Genomic DNA, 19,921 nt, shown 5'->3' with positions numbered 1-19,921 from the left:
GCTCACGCGACCCGATCTGTGGGATGCGCCCGACGAGCGCGTCGGCGAGGTGCGCGAGGCGCTCGCGGCGGTCACGACGCAGATCGTCGACAACATCAAGCAGGTCAATGCCCGCAAGGGGCTGCTGTTCCAGGTGTCGCTCGACTCGCTCATCGGACGATCCGAGCTGCGCGACTGGGAGCGGCAGTTCAAGAAGAGCGCGGGCGAGTAGCCGGGCTCAGCCCGCTTCCGCCTCCGCCAGGTAGGCCAGACGGCGCAGTGTCTCGGCGTTGCGCCAGCGCAGCATCGGGGCTGTCAGGAAGCGCGGGACGAAAGTCGCCGGCCCTTTCACCGGGTCCTCGTCGATGCGCACCAGGCAGCCCGAGCTGAGTCGCCGCGCCCGGATCGTGACCGTGGCCTCGCCGACCGGCCATCCGCGCGCCCGCATCACCGCGCGGTGCGGCGGATCCCACTCCTTCATCTGCGTCGTGTCATCGAGCAGGGCGGGCCAGACCCCGAAGGAGTGATGGAGCTCGGCGCCGGGGCCCGGCCAGGAGTCGTCCACATCCCGCATCCGCGAGGCTCCGACCACCCACGCCGGGTAGAGCCAGCCGTTCGCGAGCACCCGGAACACGTCGTCCGGGGTGCAGTCCATGGTGCGAGTGTTCGTCGCCATCCTGTCTCCGTTCCGAGATCATCGTGCGGCGTCGGGCGTCGATCCGCGAGGCGGTTGACAATCCGACCGTGGACCGTCGGATCCGATGTGTCAACCACCTGTGCGGCCGGGCTGTGCGCGGGCAATGTAGCGGGAGTACGACGATGCGGAGGACGCGATGAAGGCACTGACCTGGCAGAAGAAGCGCACGGTGACGGTCGAGGAGGTTCCCGACCCCGTGATCCAGAAGCCGGAGGACGCGATCATCCGTGTCACGTCGTCCGCGATCTGCGGTTCCGATCTGCACCTGTACGAGCTGCTCGGCCCGTTCCTCGATCGCGGCGACATCCTCGGTCATGAGCCCATGGGCGTCGTCGTCGAGGTCGGTTCGGCGGTGACGAAGCTCAAGGTCGGCGACCGGGTGGTCATCCCCTTCAACATCTCGTGCGGCGAGTGCTTCATGTGCCGCCGCGGACTGCAGTCGCAGTGCGAGACCACGCAGGTGCGCGAGTACGGCAGCGGCGCCTCGCTCTTCGGCTACACGAAGCTCTACGGCCAGGTGCCGGGCGGCCAGGCGGAGTACCTGCGTGTCCCCCTGGCCGACTACAACCACATCCCGGTGGGCTCCGACCTGCCCGATGAGCGCTACCTCTTCCTCAGCGACATCCTTCCCACCGCCTGGCAGGGCGTGGAGTACGCTCAGGTTCCCGAGGGCGGCACGCTCGCCGTGATGGGCCTCGGACCGGTCGGACAGTTCGTCTCGCGCATCGGCAGGCACCGCGGATACCGGGTGCTCGCCGTGGATCCTGTGCCGGAGCGGCGCGCGATGGCCGAGCGGCACGGCATCGAGACCTTCGACCTGACCGACACGATCGTCGACGAGCTGCGCGATCTCACCGAGGGGCGCGGGGCGGATTCGGTGGTGGATGCCGTGGGCCTCGAAGCACACGGCAACGGCGGAGTCGCCTTCATGCAGAAGGCCGTCGGACTGCTGCCGGATGCCGCCGCGCGTCAGGTCTTCGACAAGGCGGGTGTGGATCGTCTCGCCGCGGTCTACGCGTCGATCGACGCCGTGCGCCGGGGCGGGACCGTCTCGCTGAGCGGTGTGTACGCCGGTGATGCCGACATCATCCCGATGAAGACCCTGTTCGACAAGCAGATCAGCATGCGCATGGGGCAGTGCAACGTGAAGAACTGGGTCGACGATCTGCTGCCGTTGGTGGAGGACGTCTCGGACCCGCTCGGCGTCATGGATCTCACGACGCATCACGCGCCGCTCGAGGACGCACCCGACCTGTACAGCACCTTCCAGAAGAAGGAGGATGGCTGCATCAAGGTCGTCCTGCATCCGTCGGCCGTGTAGTCGACGGCCACAGACATGCGGGGGCGGCGAGACGCGCCACGGAGGGTGTGACGGGCTCCTCTCCGCCCCCGCAGCAGTTCAGTCGTCGGCGGGACGGGTGCCGATGCCGGGTTCGTCGTTGTGCGCGGACCCGTAGGACTCGGCTTCCTCTTTCGCCTCGTCCTCCGTCGCGTCGTCGACGCCCACGGCGCCGACCGCACCCGAGTCGGCGCCACCGCCGCCGGCCGGAGTGCGATCGCCCACGTACAGCAGCTCGCCCGACCCCTCGCCCTCGCGGGCCTTGAGGTGCTCGGTGATGACGGCCTGCGCGTCGGACTCGGCGGGCGGACCGACATCCGCCGGGCGCGGCTCTTCGGCGCCGGTCACTCGGCTGTCCTCAGATCGGTCGGCGCGTCGCCGCTGTGCCCGGTGCCCTCGTCTTCGGGGGCGAGGTCACCCTGGCCGTCATCCCCGAGCTCGGCCTCGAGGGGTTCCTCTCCCTGGGTCTCGGGCTGCTCGACATCCGTAGGGAAGGTGCCGTCTGTCGGGTCCATGCTGTTGATGAGTCCTTCGGGGTTCGACATGGTGCTCTCCTTCTGTTGGGGCTCCAGCATCGATCGGATGCCGCGTCGACGCAGGTCCGTTGACACGGGGCGGCGACGGGGGTAGCCGGGCCGTCACGCCCTGCCTTTGAGGATGAGGTTCCAGTACACCCACGGCAGCACCCGTCTGTCCATGAGATAGGTGAATCGGCGTTCGCGGTAGAGCGTCCGCCAGAACGGGATCGACGGCTGCAGTCGCCCGCGACGGTCGAACTCCGCGAACACCGCGGTGCGGCGGGTGACCGTGAACGGCGTCTCGCTGTAACCGTCGTAGCGATCTTGCCTGCCCGGTCGCGTGAGGGAATCGACGATGATCTTCGCCTGTTTCCGGATGGCCCCGCCGGAGCGGATGCGCGTGAGCGAGGCGACGTCGCCCAGTGCCCAGACGTTGTCCCATCGCCGATGGCGGAGGGTCCCCGGGTCGACATCGACGAAGCCGTCATCCCCGCCGAGGCCGCTCTCGGCGATCCACTCGGCGGCCGCCTGGGGAGGCGTCGCGTGCAGCACGTCGTAGGCGATCGTGGTCGTCCGCCCGTCGACGACGACATCGAGTTCGGAGGCATCCGATCGCACCTCGGCGATCTGCGCGCCGAAATGGGTCTCGATGCCGTATGCGTCGAGGGTGCGGGACAGCTCGTCCGCCACCGCGCGGATGTGGAAGGGCGCCCGCTCCGGGGAGATGAAGACCACCCGGATGCCGTCCAGCAGCCCGAGCTTCCTCCAGCGGTCGCAGGCGAGGTACATCGGCTTCTGTGCGACGCCGGCGCACGATGCCGGCTCCGCCGCCTGCGTGAAGACGACCGTCCCCGAATCGAGATTCCGGAGCGCGGCGGATGCCTGCTCAGCCAGCTCGAGCGTGTAGTTCGAGACGACGGATGCGTCGGCTGCTGCCTCTTCCAGACCGGGAATCGCGTCCCACCGCTGCTCGATGCCGGCCGCGATGATCAGCTGTGCGTACCCGATCCGCCCACCGGACGACAGTTCGACCGAGTTCTCGTCGGGGTGCACCGTCGCGACCCGTTCCGGCAGCCAGGTGACCCCTCGGGGGGTGACGCTCGCCTGCGAGCGCACGACCTCGCGGCGATCGGCGACACCGCCCGCGATGTGAGACTGCAGCGGTGCGTAGACGTGTTGATGCCGCGGCTCGATGATGGTGATGTCGGCGACTCCCCTCCGACGCAGGCGGGCCGCGATGGAGACGCCGGCATTCCCCCCGCCGACGATGACGACCGGACCGAGCGCGCGCGTCGTGGATTTGCTCATGGTCCCGAGCATCCTGCCGCGAACGGATATGCGCCATCCTCTTGCTTCTTGGGCGTGCGTCCCCTCCGGCCGACGATCGGAGGCCGGTGCACGTGACTCTGCAGGTTCAGATCACGGGTGCAGGTCGGATCGAGCCGCCTCCATCTGCAGGTGTGATCTGAACCTGCAGATGGGGAGTCAGTCGAGGTCAGGACGCTTCGACATCACGCACCGAGGACGTGCGGGCCTCCACCCGCTGCCCCCACATCGTGCCGCCGAGCACGAGGACAACGCCGATGTGCTGCGACGTTGGCACGCCCCTGCATCACCGCAGTATCGGTATGCCGGAACAGCGCCGGTGATTGGGCGCCTACGCCCCGTAGCTTCGTAGGACGCGACAACGCGTCAAGGGACGACTGCCGCTCCCTGGATCGAGCGAGATGAGGGGGTGACCGCACATGTCTTTCACCGTGAACCGAGTTCCGACCGACAAGAAGATCAGCTGGGGCATCATCTGAACGATGCACCCGAACTAGAGCGAGGCCACGATCACAAATCGGTCGTGGCCTCGCCACGGAAGGACCGCCATGCGATTGCAGGTCAAACGTGCGTTGCCCATCTACTGGCTCGATGAAGACACGGTGCGCATCGGCGCTCAGCAAGGCATCACACAAGAACTCAGAGACTATGCGGGGGAGCTTCGATCCCTTCTACCGCTTCTTGACGGCACGCGAGAGATGGATGAACTTCTCCACGAGGCGGGGATCGCGCTGCCCTCTCTCACGGCTGAGCAGCTTCGGGCCGGGATGGCGCTCCTGGACGATTGCGGGCTCCTGGAGGATGCCTCGTTGTACGACCATCTGCCCGAGAAGCTCCATGCGAATCAGGCGTTCTTCGCTGCTGCTGCGGCTAACACCGGCTCTCCTTCGAACATGGCGCAGGGACGCATATCCGATTCCCACGTCCTGCTTCTAGGGCTCGGCGGCGGAGGGAGTGCCAGCGTTCCCTCGCTGCTTGCCCTCGGCGTCAAGAAGTTGACGATAGTCGACTACGACATCGTGGAATCCTCGAACCTCAACAGGCAGACTCTCTATCGGACGAAAGACGTCGGACGCTTCAAAGTCGACGTGGCCGCAGAATACGCAGATGCGTTCGCCCCCGATGTCTCCGTCAGCGCATTCAACCAGCGGATCTCCTGCGTGGATGACGTGAAACGACTGGGCGCCGACGCCGACGCCATCCTCTGCGCCATCGATGAGCCACCATTCGTCGCGCAGCGCCGAGTGAATGCTGCAGCCGTGGCACTCGGTGTGCCTGCAGTCTTCCTCCTTTCACAGCACACCCGGGGTCGAGTGTTCTCCGTCGTTCCTGGCCTCTCCGGCTGCATGGACTGCCTGCAAATCCACGATGAGGTCAGCACAGAGGATTTCCTCCCGCAATACCGCGCTTTGATGTCGCCGGAGCGCGTCGGTGCGACCGCAGCGCTCGCTCCGCATATCCAGCGACTGGTGTCCTTCGGCACCGATGAGATCGTTCGCCTGATCACGCAGTACGCCGCGCCCTTTGCTGCTGGCAAACAGATGGAGGTCGACTACCTCACCGGCAACCTCGGTACCGTCATGGAATGGGAGCGCGAGCCCGGCTGCCCCACCTGCGGCGAGCGCGACGCTCGGTACGACCACATCTTCGAGATCGCGCCCCTATGACCGACGAAGCCGCCCCCACTCTCTGGCGCGTGCGCGACTATCGCGTGTGGTTCGTCGGTGACACCTTCACCCAGATCGGCGTGTTCATCGGCACGTTCGCCTTCACGCTTCTCGCGTTCGGCGTCTCGAAGGACACCGCGGTCGCGGGCCTTGTCGGGAGTGCGAACGCCCTGGCTCACGCGATCTCGATCCTCCCCGGCGGCTACCTGATGGATCGGATCGATCGTCGGATGATCATGATCGTCTCCGGCATCGCTGCCTTCGTCGTCTACGGGGCGCTGGCGCTCAGCATCCTTCTCGGCATGCTCGGAGTGCCCCTGCTCTTCGGTTTCGCCATCACCAGCGGGATCGTCGGGGGTCTGTTCGCGAACGTGACCGACGTGATACTCCCTCGAGTCGTGGGCGGCCGGCTGCTGCCCGATGCCTCCGCCGCCAACCAGGCACGGGACGCCGCGATCCAGCTGGGCGCGTCACCGGTCTCGGGGCTCCTGTACGGCGTGCATCCGTCTCTCCCCTTCATCCTCGGCGCGGTCGCCCGGCTGGGGGAGGCCGGCGCCGGAGTCGCCATCCGCACCGACCTGCGGCCGCAGGCGGATGAGGACGAGCAGGACAACGCACGGGCATCTGCCGGACTCAGGTGGCTGCGGAGATGGCCGCAACCGCGCTTCCTGATCCTGCTCGTCGTCTGCGTGAACTTCTCGCTCGCCACGTGCGGCACGGCGATCGTTCTCAGTCAGCAGCAGATCATGACGGCGCCCTGGCAGATCGGGCTGATCCAGACGTTCCAGGGTGTCGGGATCCTTCTCGGGGCGGTGATCCTCATGCGCATCTCGCAGTCGCTGAACGGCGGCGCGATCATCCGGCTCTCGATCTGCGTCGTCGGCGCCGCCTTCTTCGGTGCGATCTTCACCCAGGACGTCTGGCTGATCGCCGGCCTCGGCCTGGTCGCCTCGCTCCCGCTGATTCCACTCAATGCGATGCAAGGGGCGTATCTGGCGCTGCTGATCCCCGATTCCCTCCGTGGACGGGTTCTCTCGATCCAGTCGCTGATCGCCGCGGTCGCCGCATCCATCGCGCCCGCGGTGGCGGGTCTGCTGCTGAAGGAGCTCGGGTACGGACTCACCATCGCCCTGCCGGTGGGACTACTCGGTATCGTCCTGCTCGTCGCCTTCTTCTCACCGTCGCTCTCGGGGATGCCGAAGAAGGACGACCTCGACCAGGTGGAGCCGCTCCCCCTCTGAGACAGGTCAGGACCGCGGCGCCGCCGTCGAGGCGCGCACGATGAGCTGCGAGCCGAGCGTCACGACGTCGCTCATCGCGGTGCCGGAGATCGCCTGCAGGAGCAGGTCGACGGCGAGGGCGCCGCAGCGCTCGATCGGCATCTGCACCGTGGTGAGGCCCGGTGTCACGGCGCCGGCGAGGTCGATGTCGTCGATGCCGACGATGCTGACGTCGTCGGGGCAGCGGCGGCCGAGCTCCGACATGCCGGCTTCGAGGCCGAGGGCGACGAGGTCGTTGTAGGCGACGACTGCCGTGGCGCTGCTGGCCGCGGCGAGCGCGGCGGCGGCGCGGCCTCCTTGAATCGACGCGGCATGGTGGCTGAGGCGGGTGAGGCGGATGCCGTGGCGCTCGCACGCGCGTGAGATGGTGTCGAACCGGCGGGCGTCGGCCCAGGATCCTCGGGGCCCGGAGGCATAGGCGACGTGCTGGTGGCCGAGGGCGACGAGGTGCTCGATCGCCTGCGTGGGACCGTGCTCGGTGTCCATCACGACACAGGGTGCGCCGTCGATCTGGCGGTTGACGACCACGTAGGGCGTTCCACCGACCGAGGCGAGCACCTCGTCGTCGGGAAGGCGGGGCGAGCACAGCAGCATCCCGTCGAGCTTGCGCGCCTGCTCGATCTGCTCGCGCTCGCGACGCAGGTCTTCGTCGGCGTCGAACAGCACGATGCGGTGGCGGCCGTGCCACGCCTGACCCTGGATGGCTTTGAGGAGCATCGCGTACACCGGGTTCGCGATATCGGGCACGATGACGCCGAGGGTGCGCGTGGCCACGCTGTTCTGCGGGTTCGAGTAGCCGAGATCGACGGCGGCCTGCAGCACCCGTTCGAGCGTTCCGCCGGCGAGACGCTCCGGTTCGCCGAAGGCGCGCGACGCGGTCGCGATCGACACGCCTGCTCGTCGTGCCACGTCGGTCAATGTCGCTGCCACGTTCGCCTTCCGCCTCGTCGTCACTCTATGATCGTGCATCCTCGGTGTGAAACGGGTTGACAAGTTTGTACAACTGATACACACTTCTTACATGACGATCATCGCCGATCACCCCCGGCCCGAGCGCGCGGGCATCCTGCACCTCGGCCTGGGCAGCTTCCACCGGGCGCACCAGGCGGTCTACACGGCCGCCGCGGTCTCCGCATCCGGCGGCGACTGGGGAATCGTGGGTGTCGCATCCCGCTCCCGTCGCGTCGTCGACGCGATGCACGCGCAAGGGCTCCTGTACTCCGTCGCGACCATCTCGCCCGACAGCACCTCGCTCACCGTCCCCGGTGTGCACACCGACGCCTTCGTCGGCGCCGAGCAGCCCGACCGCGTCGTGGCGCGGATCGCCGACTCCGGCATCCGCATCGTCACCCTCACCGTGACCGAGAACGGCTACAGCTACTCGGCCGCCACCCAGCACCTCGATCTCGATGACGCCACCGTTCGCGCCGACCTCGGCGGAGGTGCTCCCCACTCCACGATCGGCCAGCTCGCCCGCGGCCTGCAGGCGCGCGCCGCGGCCGGGGCCGCACCCCTCTCCGTGCTCAGCTGCGACAACCTCTCCGCCAACGGCGCTCACACCGAGAAGCTCGTGCGCGAGTTCCTGCAGGCGCTGCCGCACGCCGAAGGCGCCGACGCGCTCACCTTCCTCGACCAGGCCGTCACGTTCCCCTCGAGCATGGTCGACCGCATCGTGCCCGCCACGACGCCCGAGCTGCGCGACCGCGTGAGCGCGCTGCTCGGTGCGCGCGACGAGATCCCCGTGCCCGCCGAGCCCTTCACCATGTGGGCGATCGAAGACCGCTTCGCCGGTGGACGCCCGGCGTGGGAGGCGGGCGGCGCGGTGTTCACCAGCGAGGTCGGCCGCTACGAGCAGATGAAGGTGCGGCTGCTCAACGGCACGCACTCGCTCATCGCCTACCTCGGCGCCCTCCGCGGCGTCGCGACCATCCCCGACGCGATCGGCCTCGACGACGTCGCGAGCGCGGCTCTCTCCGTGCTCCGCAGCGAGTACGAGCCCTCGATCGAGGTTCCCGCCGGCGTCGACATCCGCGAGTACGAGACTCAGCTGTTCGAGCGCTGGGGCAACAGCGCCCTCGGCCACCGCACCAGCCAGGTCGGCACCGACGGCTCGGTCAAGCTGCGCCAGCGCATCCCCGAGCCCGCCATGCAGGCGCTGGACCGCGGCGAGATGCCGCACCTGATCGCCCTCACCGTCGCCGGCTACCTCTCCTGCATCGCTCCGCTCCCCGGTTTCGACCCCGGCCCCCATGCGGAAGCGATGACGGATGCCGCGCGCGAGCGTCTCGCCGCCCTCGCCGCGACCGCGCGAAACGGTCGAGAGCTCGCCCGACGCGTGATCACCGACCTGCAGCTGTTCGGCCATGAGCTCGCCGGGCATGATGCGTTCATCGCCCGGGTCGGCGACCTGATCGATACCATCCAGCGTCAGGGAGTCGGCTCGGCGATCGCCGACGCCGTCGCCGCCTCGCAGGCCACGACCTCATCACTCATCAGCGCGAAGGAGATGCAGCCATGAAGGCTCTCGCCATCCACGGCAAGGAAGACATCCGCTGGGAGGACCGCGAGGTCCCGGTGCCCGGCGACGGTGAAGTCCGCCTGCGCGTGAACTACGTGGGCATCTGCGGCTCCGACCTGCACTACTACTTCCACGGCGCCAACGGCGAATACACGATCCGGGAGCCGCTGACCCCGGGCCACGAGCTGTCCGGCATCGTGGATCTCGATCCCTCCGGCCGCCTCGCACCGGGCACCCCGGTCACCGTGCACCCCGCGCGTTACGGGCCGAGCGTCGACGGACTCGAGGACCTGCCGCACCTGCGTCCGGGCGGCGACTACTTCGGGAGCGCTGCGGCGGACCCGCACCGTCAGGGCGGCGCATCCGAATTCCTGATCGTCGAAGACCACATGGTGCGCGTGCTGCCCGCATCCCTGCCCCTCGAGCGCGCCGCCCTCGCCGAGCCGCTGGCCGTGGCGATCCACGCCGTGAGCCTCGCGGGCGACGTCGCGGGCACGCGTGTGCTCGTGATCGGCGCCGGCCCCATCGGACTGCTCGTCGCCGCCGCGGCCGTGCATGCCGGAGCCGCCGTGGTCGGCGCGAGCGACGTGCGTGCCGAGCCGCTCGACCGCGCGCAGTCCCTCGGCGCGACCGAGGTCTTCCTCGTCGGCCGCGACACGATCGAGGACGAGTCGTTCGACGTCGTCTTCGAGTGCTCCGGCGTGGGCGTCGCCCTCACCCAGGCGGTGCGCGCCGCCCGCCGCGCCGGCACGATCGTGCAGGTCGGGATGCTCCCGAACGCAGAGATCGGGGTCAACCTCGCGCCCGTGCTCGCCAAGGAGCTCACGATCCGCGGCGCCTTCCGCTTCTCCACCGAGATCGACGACGCGGTCCGCATGCTGGCCGAGTCCGACGCCCTCGACTCCGTCATCTCCCATGTCGTCCCGGCATCCGACGCCGTCCAGGCGTTCGAGCTCGCTCGCGACTCGTCCGCCTCGGCCAAGGTCCTGCTGTCCCTCTAGCGACACCCGCTGCCCCGCGCCCCCCCGCGCACATCACTACAAAGGAGTATTCCGATGAGCAGTTCCTCTCTCCCCGGCGTGGACGCCCCGGCGCCCCCGCCCGTCGCCACCCGCTCGATGGGTGACCTGGTGCGTGCCGCCGTCTCCGGCTGGCTCGGCACCGCCCTGGAGTTCATGGACTTCCAGCTCTATTCGCTCGCCGCCGCCCTCGTCTTCAGCCAGCTGTTCTTCGCCGGCGAATCCCCCGGCATGGCGGTCGTGCTCGCGATGGCCACCTACGGCGTGGGCTACGTCGCCCGCCCGGTCGGCGCCTTCGTCTTCGCCCGCATCGGCGACAAGGTCGGACGCCGCAAGGTGCTGTTCTACACGATCCTGCTCATGGGTGCGGCGACCACGCTGATCGGCTTCCTGCCGACGTACGCGCAGGTCGGCATCCTGGCTCCGATCCTGCTCGTGATCCTGCGTCTCGCGCAGGGCTTCGGCGCCGGCGCCGAGATCTCGGGCGCCGGTGTGATGCTCTCCGAGTACGCCCCCGCCAACCGTCGCGGCATCATCGCGTCGCTCGTCGCGCTCGGCACCAACTGCGGCACGCTGTTCGCCTCGGCGATCTGGGCGATCCTGCTCGCCGTGATGCTCGAGAGCGATGTCATCGAGTGGGGATGGCGCATCCCGTTCATCGGCAGCGCCGTGATCATGGTCTTCGCCCTCTGGGTGCGCTTCAACCTCAAGGAGAGCCCGGTCTTCGAGGAGCGCTCCGACGTCGTCGACGGCAAGGCCCTCTCGCGCGACGAGGTGGTGAAGCTCGCCACCGAGACGAACGACATCCGAACTCTGGAGTCGCTCGAGCGCAAGCCGATCAAGGCCGTCATCGTGTCGTTCTTCCTGCGCTTCGGCCAGGCGGGCAACTCGGGTCTCGTGCAGACGTACCTCATCTCGTTCATCACGATCACGCTCGCGATGTCGAAGGAGGTCGGCCCCGAGGTCGTCATCGTCTCGTCGCTGATCGGATTCCTCACCATTCCGCTGATGGGCTTCCTCGGTGACCGGTTCGGCCGCCGCCGCATGTACATCATCATGACGTCGCTGTCGCTCCTGCTCATCGTGCCGACGCTGCTGATGATCAACACGGCCGAGGTCGTCTGGGTCTTCGTCGGATACGCCCTCATCCACAACATCTCGGTCCTCGGCCTCGCGTCGATGGAGAACATCTCGATCCCCGAGATCTTCGGCGCCCGCAACCGCTACACGCTCACCGCCATGGTGCGCGAGATCGCGGCCATCATCGCCACCGGCATCGGCCCGATCATCGTCGCGGCCTGGGTCTCGGCGACGACGGGGAGCATCGTGCCCGTCATGGTCCTGATGGGCGTGTTCACGGCATCCGCACTCGTCGCCGCCATCTGGGCTCCCGAGTGGACGGGGCGCGATCTCACCGATCCGCGCGCCGCCATGTGACCACCCGAACCTTCTCCCGACCAGGGGTGCGGGCGACCCGAACGCCCGCACCCCCACCTACTGAGGAACCGACATGACCATCGAGATCGTCGACGTCAACATCACCAGCCCCGGCCGCAACTTCGTGACGCTGAAGATCACGACCTCCGACGGGATCGTGGGTCTCGGGGACGCCACCCTGAACGGCCGCGAACTCGCGGTCGCCGCCTACCTGTCCGAGCACGTCGCCTCGATGCTGGTCGGGCGCGACGAGGACCGGATCGAGGACACCTGGCAGTACCTGTACCGCGGGCCCTACTGGCGTCGCGGGCCGGTGACGATGGCCGCGATCGCCGCCGTCGACATGGCGCTGTGGGACATCAAGGCCAAGAAGGCCGGGATGCCGCTGTACCAGCTGCTCGGCGGCGCCAGCCGGGAGGGCGTGCGGGTCTACGCGCACGCCTCCGGCACCGACTACGCCGCGCTGAAGAACGCGATCACCGGCTACGAGGAACTCGGCTACACCGCTGTGCGCGTGCAGACCGGTGTACCCGGTCTCGGCCAGATCTACGGCGTCTCCTCGACCGGGCCGGGCGTGCGCTACGACTACGAGCCCGCCAAACGCTCCGGCGCCCGTCCGAGCGAAGAGACCTGGGACACCCGCAACTATCTCCACCACATGCCCGGGGTCTTCGCGCAGATCCGCGAGGACTTCGGCACCGACCTGCGCATCCTCCACGACGGGCACCACCGCATGTCGCCGATCGAGGCCGCCCGGTTCGCGAAGGAGATCGAGCCCTACGACCTGTTCTGGCTCGAGGACTGCACCCCCGGCGAAGACCAGACCGCTCTGCGTCTGGTGCGCCAGCACTCGACGACCCCGCTCGCGATCGGCGAGGTCTTCAACTCGGTCTTCGACTACCAGACGCTCATCACCGAGCGGCTGATCGACTACGTGCGCTCCGCCGTCACGCACACCGGCGGCATCACGGCCATGAAGAAGCTGCTCGACTTCGCCGCGATCTACGGCATCAAGTCCGGCATCCACGGACCGACCGACATCTCGCCCGTCGGCATGGCTGCGGCCCTGCATCTCGACCTCGCGATCCACAACTTCGGCATCCAGGAGTACATGCCGCACAACGAGCAGACGCTCGAGGTGTTCCAGACCTCGTTCACGTTCGACAAGGGCTTCCTGCACCCCGGTGACAAGCCGGGTCTCGGCGTCGACCTCGACGAGGATGCCGCGGCCGGCCACGAGTACACCAAGGCGTATCTTCCCGTGAACCGTCTGCTCGACGGGACCGTCCATGACTGGTGAGGTCCGCCGGGTCGCCCTGCCGCAGCGCACGGTCGACTCGCGGCTCATCGTCGTGGCCCGCGCGCAGCGCGCGGAGGACTACGACGCCGTGCTCGACGTGCTGGTCGATGCCGGCATCCGCAGTCTCGAGCTCACCCTCACGACGCCGGGGACGTTCGACCGGATGCCGCACCTGATCGCACAGTACGGCGACGTCGTCGACCTCGGGGTGGGCACGGTCACGAACGCCGGGAATCTCGCTCGTGCCGTCGATGCCGGAGCGAGCTACCTCGTCACGCCGATCACCTCGGCCGCCTTCGTGCAGCAGGCGACGGATGCCGGTGTGCCGATCGTTCCCGGCGGATTGACGCCCACCGAGCTGTTCGCCTCCTGGTCGGCCGGGGCATCCGCCGTGAAGATCTTCCCCGCGGGGCAGGTCGGCCCCGCGTATCTGAAGGACCTGCGCGGGCCGTTCCCCGATCTGGTCGCGGTTCCCTCGGGCGGCGTCGATCTCGACGGCGCGTCGGCATGGCTGGCCGCCGGTGCGGTCGCGGTGAGCGTCGGCGGACCGCTGCTGGGCGATGCGTTCGCGGGTGGAGACCTGGCGGCACTGCGCGACCGGGCTCAGGCGTTCGTCGAGGTGTGCGCGCGGTGAGCGCGGGTACGGTCGTCACGCTGGGCGAGACCATGGCGCTCGTGCGGGCGACCGAGATCGGCTCCCTTCGGCACGCGCACGGCATGGCGCTCGGCATCGGCGGAGCGGAGACGAACGTCGCGATCGGCCTCGCGCGCCTCGGAGTGGCCGTCTCGTGGCTCGGGCGCGTCGGCGACGATTCGCTCGGCGAGCGCGTGGCGCGGGAGATCCGCGCGGAGGGTGTGGACGTGCGGGCCGTGGTCGATGCGGATGCCGCGACCGGGCTCATGGTGAAGGAGCGGCCGTCGGTGGCATCGACGGCCGTGCACTACTACCGCGCGCGGTCCGCCGGGTCGCGAGTCTCGGCATCCGATCTTCCCGACGGGTGGATCGAGGATGCCGCGCTGCTGCACGTCACCGGCATCACGCCGCTGCTGTCGACGGCCGCGCACGCCGCGGTGGTCGCGGCGTGCGACCGTGCGCGATCCGCGGGGGTGCCGGTGAGCTTCGACATCAACTACCGCTCGGCGCTGGCATCCGCCGACGCCGCCCGTCCGGTGCTGCGCGAGATCGCCGAGCGCGCCGACATCGTGTTCGGCGGCGAGGACGAGTTCGCGATCCTGTATCCGGGTGCATCGGCCGCGGAGGCCGCTGCGCTGTTGCGGGACGCCGGATGCGCGACGACGGTGGTGAAGCAGGGACCCGCCGGCGCGACGGTGTTCGCGGGCGAGGCCGCGGTCGAATCACCCGGGTTCGTGATCCAGGCGATCGACACGGTCGGTGCCGGAGACGCTTTCGTCGCCGGGTACCTGAGCGGGCTTCTCGAAGAGCTCGACCTCGCCGAGACGCTGCGGCGCGCGAACGCCTGTGGAGCGATGGCCTGCCTCGTCCCGGGTGACTGGGAGGCGGCGCCGACGCGGCGGGAACTCGCGCGATTCCTCACCGGCGATGCGGACCCCGTGCGGCGCTGAGGTTCGACGGCCGACAAGCTGCAGCGATACCGTTCAGGCTTGGCCGGGTCGTTGAGAAATCGTTCGACCCGTACCAGGCGGATGACCCTGTGACTAGTGCTCGACGGAAGCCCGACGCGGTCCTACGCTGAGAGCGCTCCCGGGACGCCGGGGGCGACGTCGACAGCATCCGGAGGGTGGAGATGAGCAGAGAAGAGAAGGCACGCGCAGGTGCGCAGGCAGTCGTCGGCGAGGATGAGATCCTCGATGTCGCCGTCGTCGTTCCGCGGGGCTCGACGAAGGCGGCCGTCCTGGGCGCGATCGTCGGAAGCGAGCTCGGCGGGAACAACGCCATGGCGTGGGGAATCGGCGGAGCCGTGCTCGGACAGCGGGTGAACAGCGCCGCGAAGGGCAGCTATCCGTCCGTGGTGCTCGCGCTGTCCGAGTCCCGGCTGTATGTCCTGGGTCGCGAGAAGTCGGGAGTCGTCGGCGGCTGGAAGAAGGTGCATCCGGTCGGACAGATCGACCGTGCTGATCTCGCTGTCGCGCAGCGACACAGCGGCACCGTGCGCGTCCTCGAGCTCACCGATACGACCACCGGCGCGACCCTCGAGTTCGAGGTCATGAACGTCGGAAACCTCGGATTGAAGGATCTCATCGAGAACGCGCAGGAGAAGGACCGATGACCTCGCGCACACCTGCCTCCGCGGACGACGGCGCACTCAAAGTGCGCCCCAGGGTGTGGATCGGGTTCGCGATCTATATCGGTTACGTCATCGTGGTCTTCACCGTCCAGCGTCTGTCCGGCGTGCCGTACACCGACCTGAACGAGAGCGGAAGCAACCTGTTCTTCGGGGCGGGTCTCTCTCTCATCATCTCGGCCATCCTCCTTGCGATCACGACCTCGCTCCTCGGCTGGTGGCGCCCGGCACTCTTCGACCGGCACCGCAACGTGCGCTGGCCTATCATCGCGCCGATCATCGTGGCCGTCGCTCTGGTGATCAACCTGCTCGCCACGAACTGGTCCGCGTTCGACGGCGCCTTCTTCGCCGCATCCATCGTGCTGATCCTCGTCGGCTTCACCGAGGAGATCGCCACGCGCGGACTGTTGCTCACGGCATTGCGCAGCCGCCTGCACGAGGGGTGGGTGTGGTTCATCTCCACCTCCGCGTTCGCGGCGATGCACCTCGTGAATGCACTGTCCGGCCAATCGCTCCCGGCGACCCTGCAGCAGGTCGGGCTCACCTTCATGATGGGCACCGTCCTCTTCATCCTGCGCCGCACCACCGGCACCCTCATCTGGTCGATGGTCCTCCACGGGCTCTGGGACTTCTCCGTCTTCGCGCTCCAGCACGGCGGGTCCCCCGGCGCACTCGCGGCGCTCGGAGCCGGAGGCGAGATCCTCGCCGGGATCTTCGCTTTCATCGCCGTCGCGTTCGTCATCCGCGGAGCACGCGAAGGAACCCGGACCACCGTCGAGCTGGCATGAAGGCGTCGAACGAGCGCGCGTCACCGGCGTCATTCTGCAGGTGGGAATCACGCGCGCAGGTCGAGATGGGCTGATTCGACCTGCAGATCGTCGATCTCACCTGCAGATCACGGATGCCGGGACAGGCGGATGTCGGGCCGACGGCCGACCCACCGCGGCAGGCGAACAGTCAGCACCACGCGCGTACACTCGTCCGATGCCCGAAACCACGAACGATGTGTCCGATGCCTTCGTGCGTGTGCGCGGAGCCAACGAGAACAATCTGCGGAATGTCGACGTCGATGTGCCGCGCGACAGGATCGTCGCGTTCACCGGCGTCTCCGGATCGGGCAAGTCGTCGCTCGCCTTCGGCACCATCTTCACCGAGGCCCAGCGCCGGTACCTGGAGTCGGTCGCCCCCTACGCGCGCCGCCTGATCCAGCAGGGCCACGACCCGCACGTGGACTCGATCTCGGGTCTGCCCCCGGCGGTCGCGCTCCAGCAGCGGCGCGGGGCGCCGAGCTCCCGCTCGAGCGTCGGCACGGTCACCACGCTGTCGAACTCGCTCCGGATGCTGTTCTCGCGCGCGGGCACCTTCCCCGAGGGCTTCACCACCCGCCTCGATTCCGACGCGTTCTCGCCGAACACGGCTGCAGGAGCGTGCCCGGAGTGCCACGGCATCGGCGTCGTCCACGACGTCACCGAGGACTCGCTCGTGCCCGATCCCTCCCTCAGCATCCGCGACGGCGCGATCGCCGCCTGGCCCGGCGCCTGGCAGGGCAAGAACCTGCGCGACATCACGATCGCCCTCGGCTATGACATCGACCGGCCGTGGCGCGAGCTCGATCAGGCCGACCGGGACTGGATCCTCTTCACCGACGAGCAGCCGGTCGTGCAGATCACCCCGCAGCGAGACCGCGTCGCCAAGCCGTACAACGGCACGTTCTGGAGTGCGAAGAAGTACGTCTTCCACACGCTCGCCGACTCGAAGAGCCCCATGATGCGCGCGAAGGTGCTGCCGTACGTGCGCTCGGGACCGTGCCGGCTCTGCCACGGCACCGGTCTGCGCCGGGAGGCCCTGGCCGTCACCTTCGCGGGTCGCACGATCGCCGAGCTCAACGCCCTTCCCATGGCCGAGCTCGCCGAGGTCATCCGTCCCACGACGATGCTGACCGACGCCGCCCCCGCGCTGCCGACGACGCTCTCCGGCGAGCGCACCGACGTCGCGGTCGCCCTCACCACCGACCTCCTGGCCCGCATCACCGTGCTGATGGACCTCGGTCTCGGCTACCTCGGGCTCGGGCGGGTCACCACGACGCTCTCCCCGGGGGAGATGCAGCGTCTGCGCCTCGCGACCCAGTTGCGATCCGGGCTCTTCGGCGTCATCTACGTGCTCGACGAACCATCGGCCGGGTTGCATCCCGCCGACGCCGAACCGCTGCTCGACGTCTTGGAGCAGCTCCAGCGCTCAGGCAACTCGGTGTACGTGGTCGAGCACAACATGGACGTGGTGCGGCACGCCGATTGGATCGTCGATGTCGGGCCGGGTGCCGGCGAGGGCGGTGGCGAGGTCCTCTACAGCGGGGCGGTCGAAGGACTCGCCTCGATCGAGGCGTCCGCCACCCGGCCGTTCCTGTTCCCCGACCAGAGCATGCCCACCGCGGGGCGTCGGGAACGGCGCACACCCGCATCGTGGCTCACCGTCGAAGGCATCACGCTGCACAACCTCGCCGACGTCGACGCGGCGATCCCCCTCGGCACCTTCGTCGCCGTCACCGGGGTCTCGGGCTCGGGCAAGTCGACCCTCGTGAGCCGGGTGCTCCACGAGGTCGTGCGCGACCACCTCCGCGCCGGCGGCGACGGTGAGCCCGTCGACGACGCCTCCGCGCCTCTCCCCGACGACGACGCCGGGCTCGCCGAGGCGACCGTCCCCGATGCGGGAGCCGACATCCTGGCTGTGCGTCGGGTGGAAGGCCTGGAGCACATCGACCGCCTCGTGCGCGTCGACCAGAAGCCGATCGGACGCACGCCGCGATCCAACCTCGCGACGTACACGGGCCTGTTCGACGCCGTGCGCACGACCTTCGCGAGGACCGATCTCGCGCGGCAACGCGGCTATACCGCGGGCCGGTTCTCGTTCAACGTCGCCGGCGGACGATGCGAGACCTGCCTCGGCGAGGGCTTCGTCTCCGTCGAGCTCCTGTTCCTCCCCGGAAGCTACGGGCGCTGCCCGACCTGTCATGGTGCGAGGTACAACGCGGAGACGCTCGAGGTCACCCACGACGGCAAGTCGATCGCCGATGTCCTCGCCCTGACCGTGGACGACGCCGCCGACTTCCTCGCCGCCGTGCCCGCCGCCGCGCGCAGCCTGCAGACGCTCCGCGATGTCGGTCTCGGCTATCTCCGCCTCGGCCAGCCCGCGACCGAGCTCTCCGGTGGCGAGGCGCAGCGCATCAAGCTGGCGACGGAGCTGCAGCGCGTGCGACGCGGTCACACGCTCTATCTCCTCGACGAGCCGACGACCGGGTTGCACCCGGCCGATGTGCGTCGGCTGCTCGCGCAGCTGCACGCCCTGGTCGAATCCGGCGACACCGTCGTCGTCGTCGAGCATGAGATGGACGTCGTGGCGGCCGCGGACTGGGTCATCGACCTCGGACCCTCCGGCGGAGACGCGGGCGGACGCATCATCGCCGCAGGGACCCCGGATGCCGTCGCCGAGGACCCCGCGAGCCGAACCGCCCCGTATCTGGCCGCGCGATTGGGGCATTGAGAGACCCTCCTCTCCCTCGGGCAAGCCGATATGCTGGTTCGGCATCGAACCGTCCGGTGCGGATCGCTCCTCGTGGTCCTCTGCCGAAGGATCACCGATGACCGACGATTCCGTCGTCCGCACGCGTGGCTCCCGTCGCACAGCGGACGGCTCCCGCCGTCATCCACTCATCGCTCACGCCGCGATCAACGCGCGACCGGTCGCCCTGGTCTACCGGATCATCGCCCTCGCCCTGATCGTGACGGGCGTGATCCGCTACTCCGACGTCCTCACCGGATCGCCGGACTGGTCGACACTGCTGTTCTACACGATGGTCAGCAACCTGATCGCCCTGTTCTGGATGCTGCTGCTCGTCGTCCGGACCGTGCGAGACCTCGGCCGGTCCGGCACCCGGGGCACGTCGACGCCGAGTCCTCGATGGAGCGCGGCGGTGATGATGGCCGTCACCGTGACGATGCTCATCTACCTCATCGTGCTGGTGCCGACGCGGTTCCAGGACGGCGACGGCGACATCTTCTCCCTCACCGACAACCTCATCCACATCGTCACGCCGTGCCTGATGATCGGCGATTGGCTCCTCTTCGTCCCGAAGGGGATGCTGCGCCGATTCGATCCGCTCCTCTGGCCCCTGATCCCCTACGCCTACCTGACGTTCGCGTTCGTCTTCGGCGCCCTGGGCGGCGAGTTCACCCCGGGCCAGAAGTACCCCTATCCGTTCATGGACCTCGACGTGCTCGGGCTCGGCGGAGTGGCGCTCTGGATCGCCGCGCTCACGGTCGCGCTCGTCGCGGTCGGCTTCGTCTACCTGCTCATCGACCGGATCCTCGCTGCCCTCGCCCGGCGCGCACAGCCGTAGGTCGAGCTGCCACCGGCCCCCGTCCGGCCGCCTGCAGGCGCGATTCACAGTTGCAGGTCGATCCGCCCGGATTCGACCTGCATTCGTGAATCCGACCTGCGGATGGGCGGCCGGTGCGGCTGAGCGGATGCCGGCCCCGGTTCGGCTGAGCGGATGGCGGGCCGGTTCGGCTGAGCGGATGGCG

General features: G+C 68.7%; 19 protein-coding genes. 14 read left to right on the top strand and 5 right to left on the bottom strand.

What is annotated here, in order from left to right; translation table 11 throughout:
- A partial coding sequence (locus tag DW306_RS21135; protein WP_168429197.1) for a hypothetical protein occupies nt 1–211 on the top strand: 211 nt, incomplete at its 5' end.
- A gap of 6 nt (nt 212–217) precedes the next feature.
- Here the strand turns inward: DW306_RS21135 and DW306_RS01620 are convergent.
- Nucleotides 218–655, bottom strand: a complete 438-nt coding sequence (locus tag DW306_RS01620; RefSeq protein WP_136053900.1) for an SRPBCC family protein — start codon at nt 653–655, stop codon at nt 218–220.
- 157 nt (nt 656–812) lie between these two features.
- Between DW306_RS01620 and DW306_RS01615 the strand changes: the two genes are divergently transcribed.
- Nucleotides 813–1,997 (top strand): zinc-dependent alcohol dehydrogenase, encoded by a 1,185-nt coding sequence (locus DW306_RS01615; RefSeq protein WP_136053899.1) that lies wholly within the window; start codon nt 813–815, stop codon nt 1,995–1,997.
- Between the two features lie 78 nt (nt 1,998–2,075).
- Here the strand turns inward: DW306_RS01615 and DW306_RS01610 are convergent, their stop codons facing one another.
- The 3 genes from DW306_RS01610 to DW306_RS01600 form a co-directional block, all read right to left on the bottom strand.
- Entirely contained in the window at nt 2,076–2,363 is a 288-nt protein-coding gene (locus DW306_RS01610; protein WP_136053898.1) for a hypothetical protein, read from the bottom strand.
- A complete protein-coding gene (locus tag DW306_RS01605; protein WP_136053897.1) occupies nt 2,360–2,560 on the bottom strand; it encodes a hypothetical protein in 201 nt (66 codons plus the stop codon). Before DW306_RS01605 ends, DW306_RS01610 begins: the two co-directional genes overlap by 4 nt.
- A gap of 93 nt (nt 2,561–2,653) precedes the next feature.
- Nucleotides 2,654–3,841, bottom strand: a complete 1,188-nt coding sequence (locus DW306_RS01600) for an FAD/NAD(P)-binding oxidoreductase (RefSeq protein ID WP_136053896.1) — start codon at nt 3,839–3,841, stop codon at nt 2,654–2,656.
- Between the two features lie 566 nt (nt 3,842–4,407).
- Here DW306_RS01600 and DW306_RS01595 point away from each other — a divergent pair.
- Together DW306_RS01595 and DW306_RS01590 are read left to right on the top strand one after the other, a co-directional pair.
- Nucleotides 4,408–5,526: a ThiF family adenylyltransferase gene (locus tag DW306_RS01595; RefSeq protein WP_136053895.1), complete on the top strand. Its 1,119-nt coding sequence runs from the start codon at nt 4,408–4,410 to the stop codon at nt 5,524–5,526.
- Nucleotides 5,523–6,767 carry an MFS transporter gene (locus tag DW306_RS01590; RefSeq protein ID WP_168429196.1) on the top strand — a complete coding sequence of 415 codons (1,245 nt, stop codon included), beginning with the start codon at nt 5,523–5,525 and terminating at the stop codon, nt 6,765–6,767. Before DW306_RS01595 ends, DW306_RS01590 begins: the two co-directional genes overlap by 4 nt.
- A 6-nt stretch (nt 6,768–6,773) precedes the next feature.
- On the opposite strand, the gene DW306_RS01585 is transcribed toward DW306_RS01590, so the two are convergent.
- On the bottom strand, nt 6,774–7,715 hold the full coding sequence (locus tag DW306_RS01585; protein ID WP_240747009.1) for a LacI family DNA-binding transcriptional regulator: 942 nt from the start codon (nt 7,713–7,715) through the stop codon (nt 6,774–6,776).
- 112 nt (nt 7,716–7,827) lie between these two features.
- On the opposite strand from DW306_RS01585, the gene DW306_RS01580 reads away from it, so the two are divergent.
- The 10 genes from DW306_RS01580 (at nt 7,828) to DW306_RS01535 (ending at nt 19,737) form a co-directional block, all read left to right on the top strand.
- Nucleotides 7,828–9,324 carry a mannitol dehydrogenase family protein gene (locus DW306_RS01580; RefSeq protein WP_136053892.1) on the top strand — a complete coding sequence of 499 codons (1,497 nt, stop codon included), beginning with the start codon at nt 7,828–7,830 and terminating at the stop codon, nt 9,322–9,324.
- Nucleotides 9,321–10,325 (top strand): L-idonate 5-dehydrogenase, encoded by a 1,005-nt coding sequence (locus tag DW306_RS01575; protein WP_136053891.1) that lies wholly within the window; start codon nt 9,321–9,323, stop codon nt 10,323–10,325. Before DW306_RS01580 ends, DW306_RS01575 begins: the two co-directional genes overlap by 4 nt.
- Nucleotides 10,326–10,379: 54 nt before the next feature.
- Nucleotides 10,380–11,780 carry an MFS transporter gene (locus DW306_RS01570; protein WP_136053890.1) on the top strand — a complete coding sequence of 467 codons (1,401 nt, stop codon included), beginning with the start codon at nt 10,380–10,382 and terminating at the stop codon, nt 11,778–11,780.
- A 73-nt stretch (nt 11,781–11,853) separates the two neighbouring features.
- Complete coding sequence (gene manD / locus DW306_RS01565; RefSeq protein WP_136053889.1) at nt 11,854–13,080, top strand: D-mannonate dehydratase ManD; 1,227 nt, start codon at nt 11,854–11,856, stop codon at nt 13,078–13,080.
- The gene (locus tag DW306_RS01560) at nt 13,070–13,714 is read left to right on the top strand and encodes a bifunctional 4-hydroxy-2-oxoglutarate aldolase/2-dehydro-3-deoxy-phosphogluconate aldolase (RefSeq protein ID WP_136053888.1); all 645 of its coding nucleotides are present in this window, start codon (nt 13,070–13,072) and stop codon (nt 13,712–13,714) included. Before manD ends, DW306_RS01560 begins: the two co-directional genes overlap by 11 nt.
- A complete protein-coding gene (locus DW306_RS01555) occupies nt 13,711–14,664 on the top strand; it encodes a sugar kinase (RefSeq protein WP_136053887.1) in 954 nt (317 codons plus the stop codon). The genes DW306_RS01560 and DW306_RS01555 overlap by 4 nt, the downstream gene beginning before the upstream one ends.
- Before the next feature lie 182 nt (nt 14,665–14,846).
- Complete coding sequence (locus tag DW306_RS01550) at nt 14,847–15,329, top strand: hypothetical protein (protein WP_136053886.1); 483 nt, start codon at nt 14,847–14,849, stop codon at nt 15,327–15,329.
- Nucleotides 15,326–16,132, top strand: coding sequence for a CPBP family intramembrane glutamic endopeptidase (locus DW306_RS01545; protein WP_136053885.1), 807 nt, complete (start codon nt 15,326–15,328; stop codon nt 16,130–16,132). The genes DW306_RS01550 and DW306_RS01545 overlap by 4 nt, the downstream gene beginning before the upstream one ends.
- 196 nt (nt 16,133–16,328) lie before the next feature.
- Nucleotides 16,329–18,881, top strand: a complete 2,553-nt coding sequence (locus DW306_RS01540) for an excinuclease ABC subunit UvrA (protein ID WP_136053884.1) — start codon at nt 16,329–16,331, stop codon at nt 18,879–18,881.
- 97 nt (nt 18,882–18,978) lie between these two features.
- Complete coding sequence (locus DW306_RS01535) at nt 18,979–19,737, top strand: Pr6Pr family membrane protein (protein WP_136053883.1); 759 nt, start codon at nt 18,979–18,981, stop codon at nt 19,735–19,737.
- Nucleotides 19,738–19,921: the final 184 nt, after the last annotated feature.

Source organism: Microbacterium sp. K24, from assembly GCF_004794465.1.
Classification (GTDB): Bacteria; Actinomycetota; Actinomycetes; order Actinomycetales; family Microbacteriaceae; genus Microbacterium.
This window is presented reverse-complemented; position numbering and strand designations above follow the sequence as displayed.

Bases quoted from the DNA above. Each gene is read 5' to 3' on its own strand.
- DW306_RS01615 (WP_136053899.1), top strand. From the start codon at position 813: ATGAAGGCACTGACCTGGCAGAAGAAGCGCACGGTGACGGTCGAGGAG.
- DW306_RS01535 (WP_136053883.1), top strand. From the start codon at position 18,979: ATGACCGACGATTCCGTCGTCCGCACGCGTGGCTCCCGTCGCACAGCG.
- manD (WP_136053889.1), top strand. From the start codon at position 11,854: ATGACCATCGAGATCGTCGACGTCAACATCACCAGCCCCGGCCGCAAC.
- DW306_RS01620 (WP_136053900.1), bottom strand. From the start codon at position 655: ATGGCGACGAACACTCGCACCATGGACTGCACCCCGGACGACGTGTTC.
- DW306_RS01570 (WP_136053890.1), top strand. From the start codon at position 10,380: ATGAGCAGTTCCTCTCTCCCCGGCGTGGACGCCCCGGCGCCCCCGCCC.
- DW306_RS01595 (WP_136053895.1), top strand. From the start codon at position 4,408: ATGCGATTGCAGGTCAAACGTGCGTTGCCCATCTACTGGCTCGATGAA.
- DW306_RS01545 (WP_136053885.1), top strand. From the start codon at position 15,326: ATGACCTCGCGCACACCTGCCTCCGCGGACGACGGCGCACTCAAAGTG.
- DW306_RS01550 (WP_136053886.1), top strand. From the start codon at position 14,847: ATGAGCAGAGAAGAGAAGGCACGCGCAGGTGCGCAGGCAGTCGTCGGC.
- DW306_RS01600 (WP_136053896.1), bottom strand. From the start codon at position 3,841: ATGAGCAAATCCACGACGCGCGCGCTCGGTCCGGTCGTCATCGTCGGC.
- DW306_RS01590 (WP_168429196.1), top strand. From the start codon at position 5,523: ATGACCGACGAAGCCGCCCCCACTCTCTGGCGCGTGCGCGACTATCGC.
- DW306_RS01575 (WP_136053891.1), top strand. From the start codon at position 9,321: ATGAAGGCTCTCGCCATCCACGGCAAGGAAGACATCCGCTGGGAGGAC.
- DW306_RS01560 (WP_136053888.1), top strand. From the start codon at position 13,070: ATGACTGGTGAGGTCCGCCGGGTCGCCCTGCCGCAGCGCACGGTCGAC.
- DW306_RS01605 (WP_136053897.1), bottom strand. From the start codon at position 2,560: ATGTCGAACCCCGAAGGACTCATCAACAGCATGGACCCGACAGACGGC.
- DW306_RS01540 (WP_136053884.1), top strand. From the start codon at position 16,329: ATGCCCGAAACCACGAACGATGTGTCCGATGCCTTCGTGCGTGTGCGC.
- DW306_RS01580 (WP_136053892.1), top strand. From the start codon at position 7,828: ATGACGATCATCGCCGATCACCCCCGGCCCGAGCGCGCGGGCATCCTG.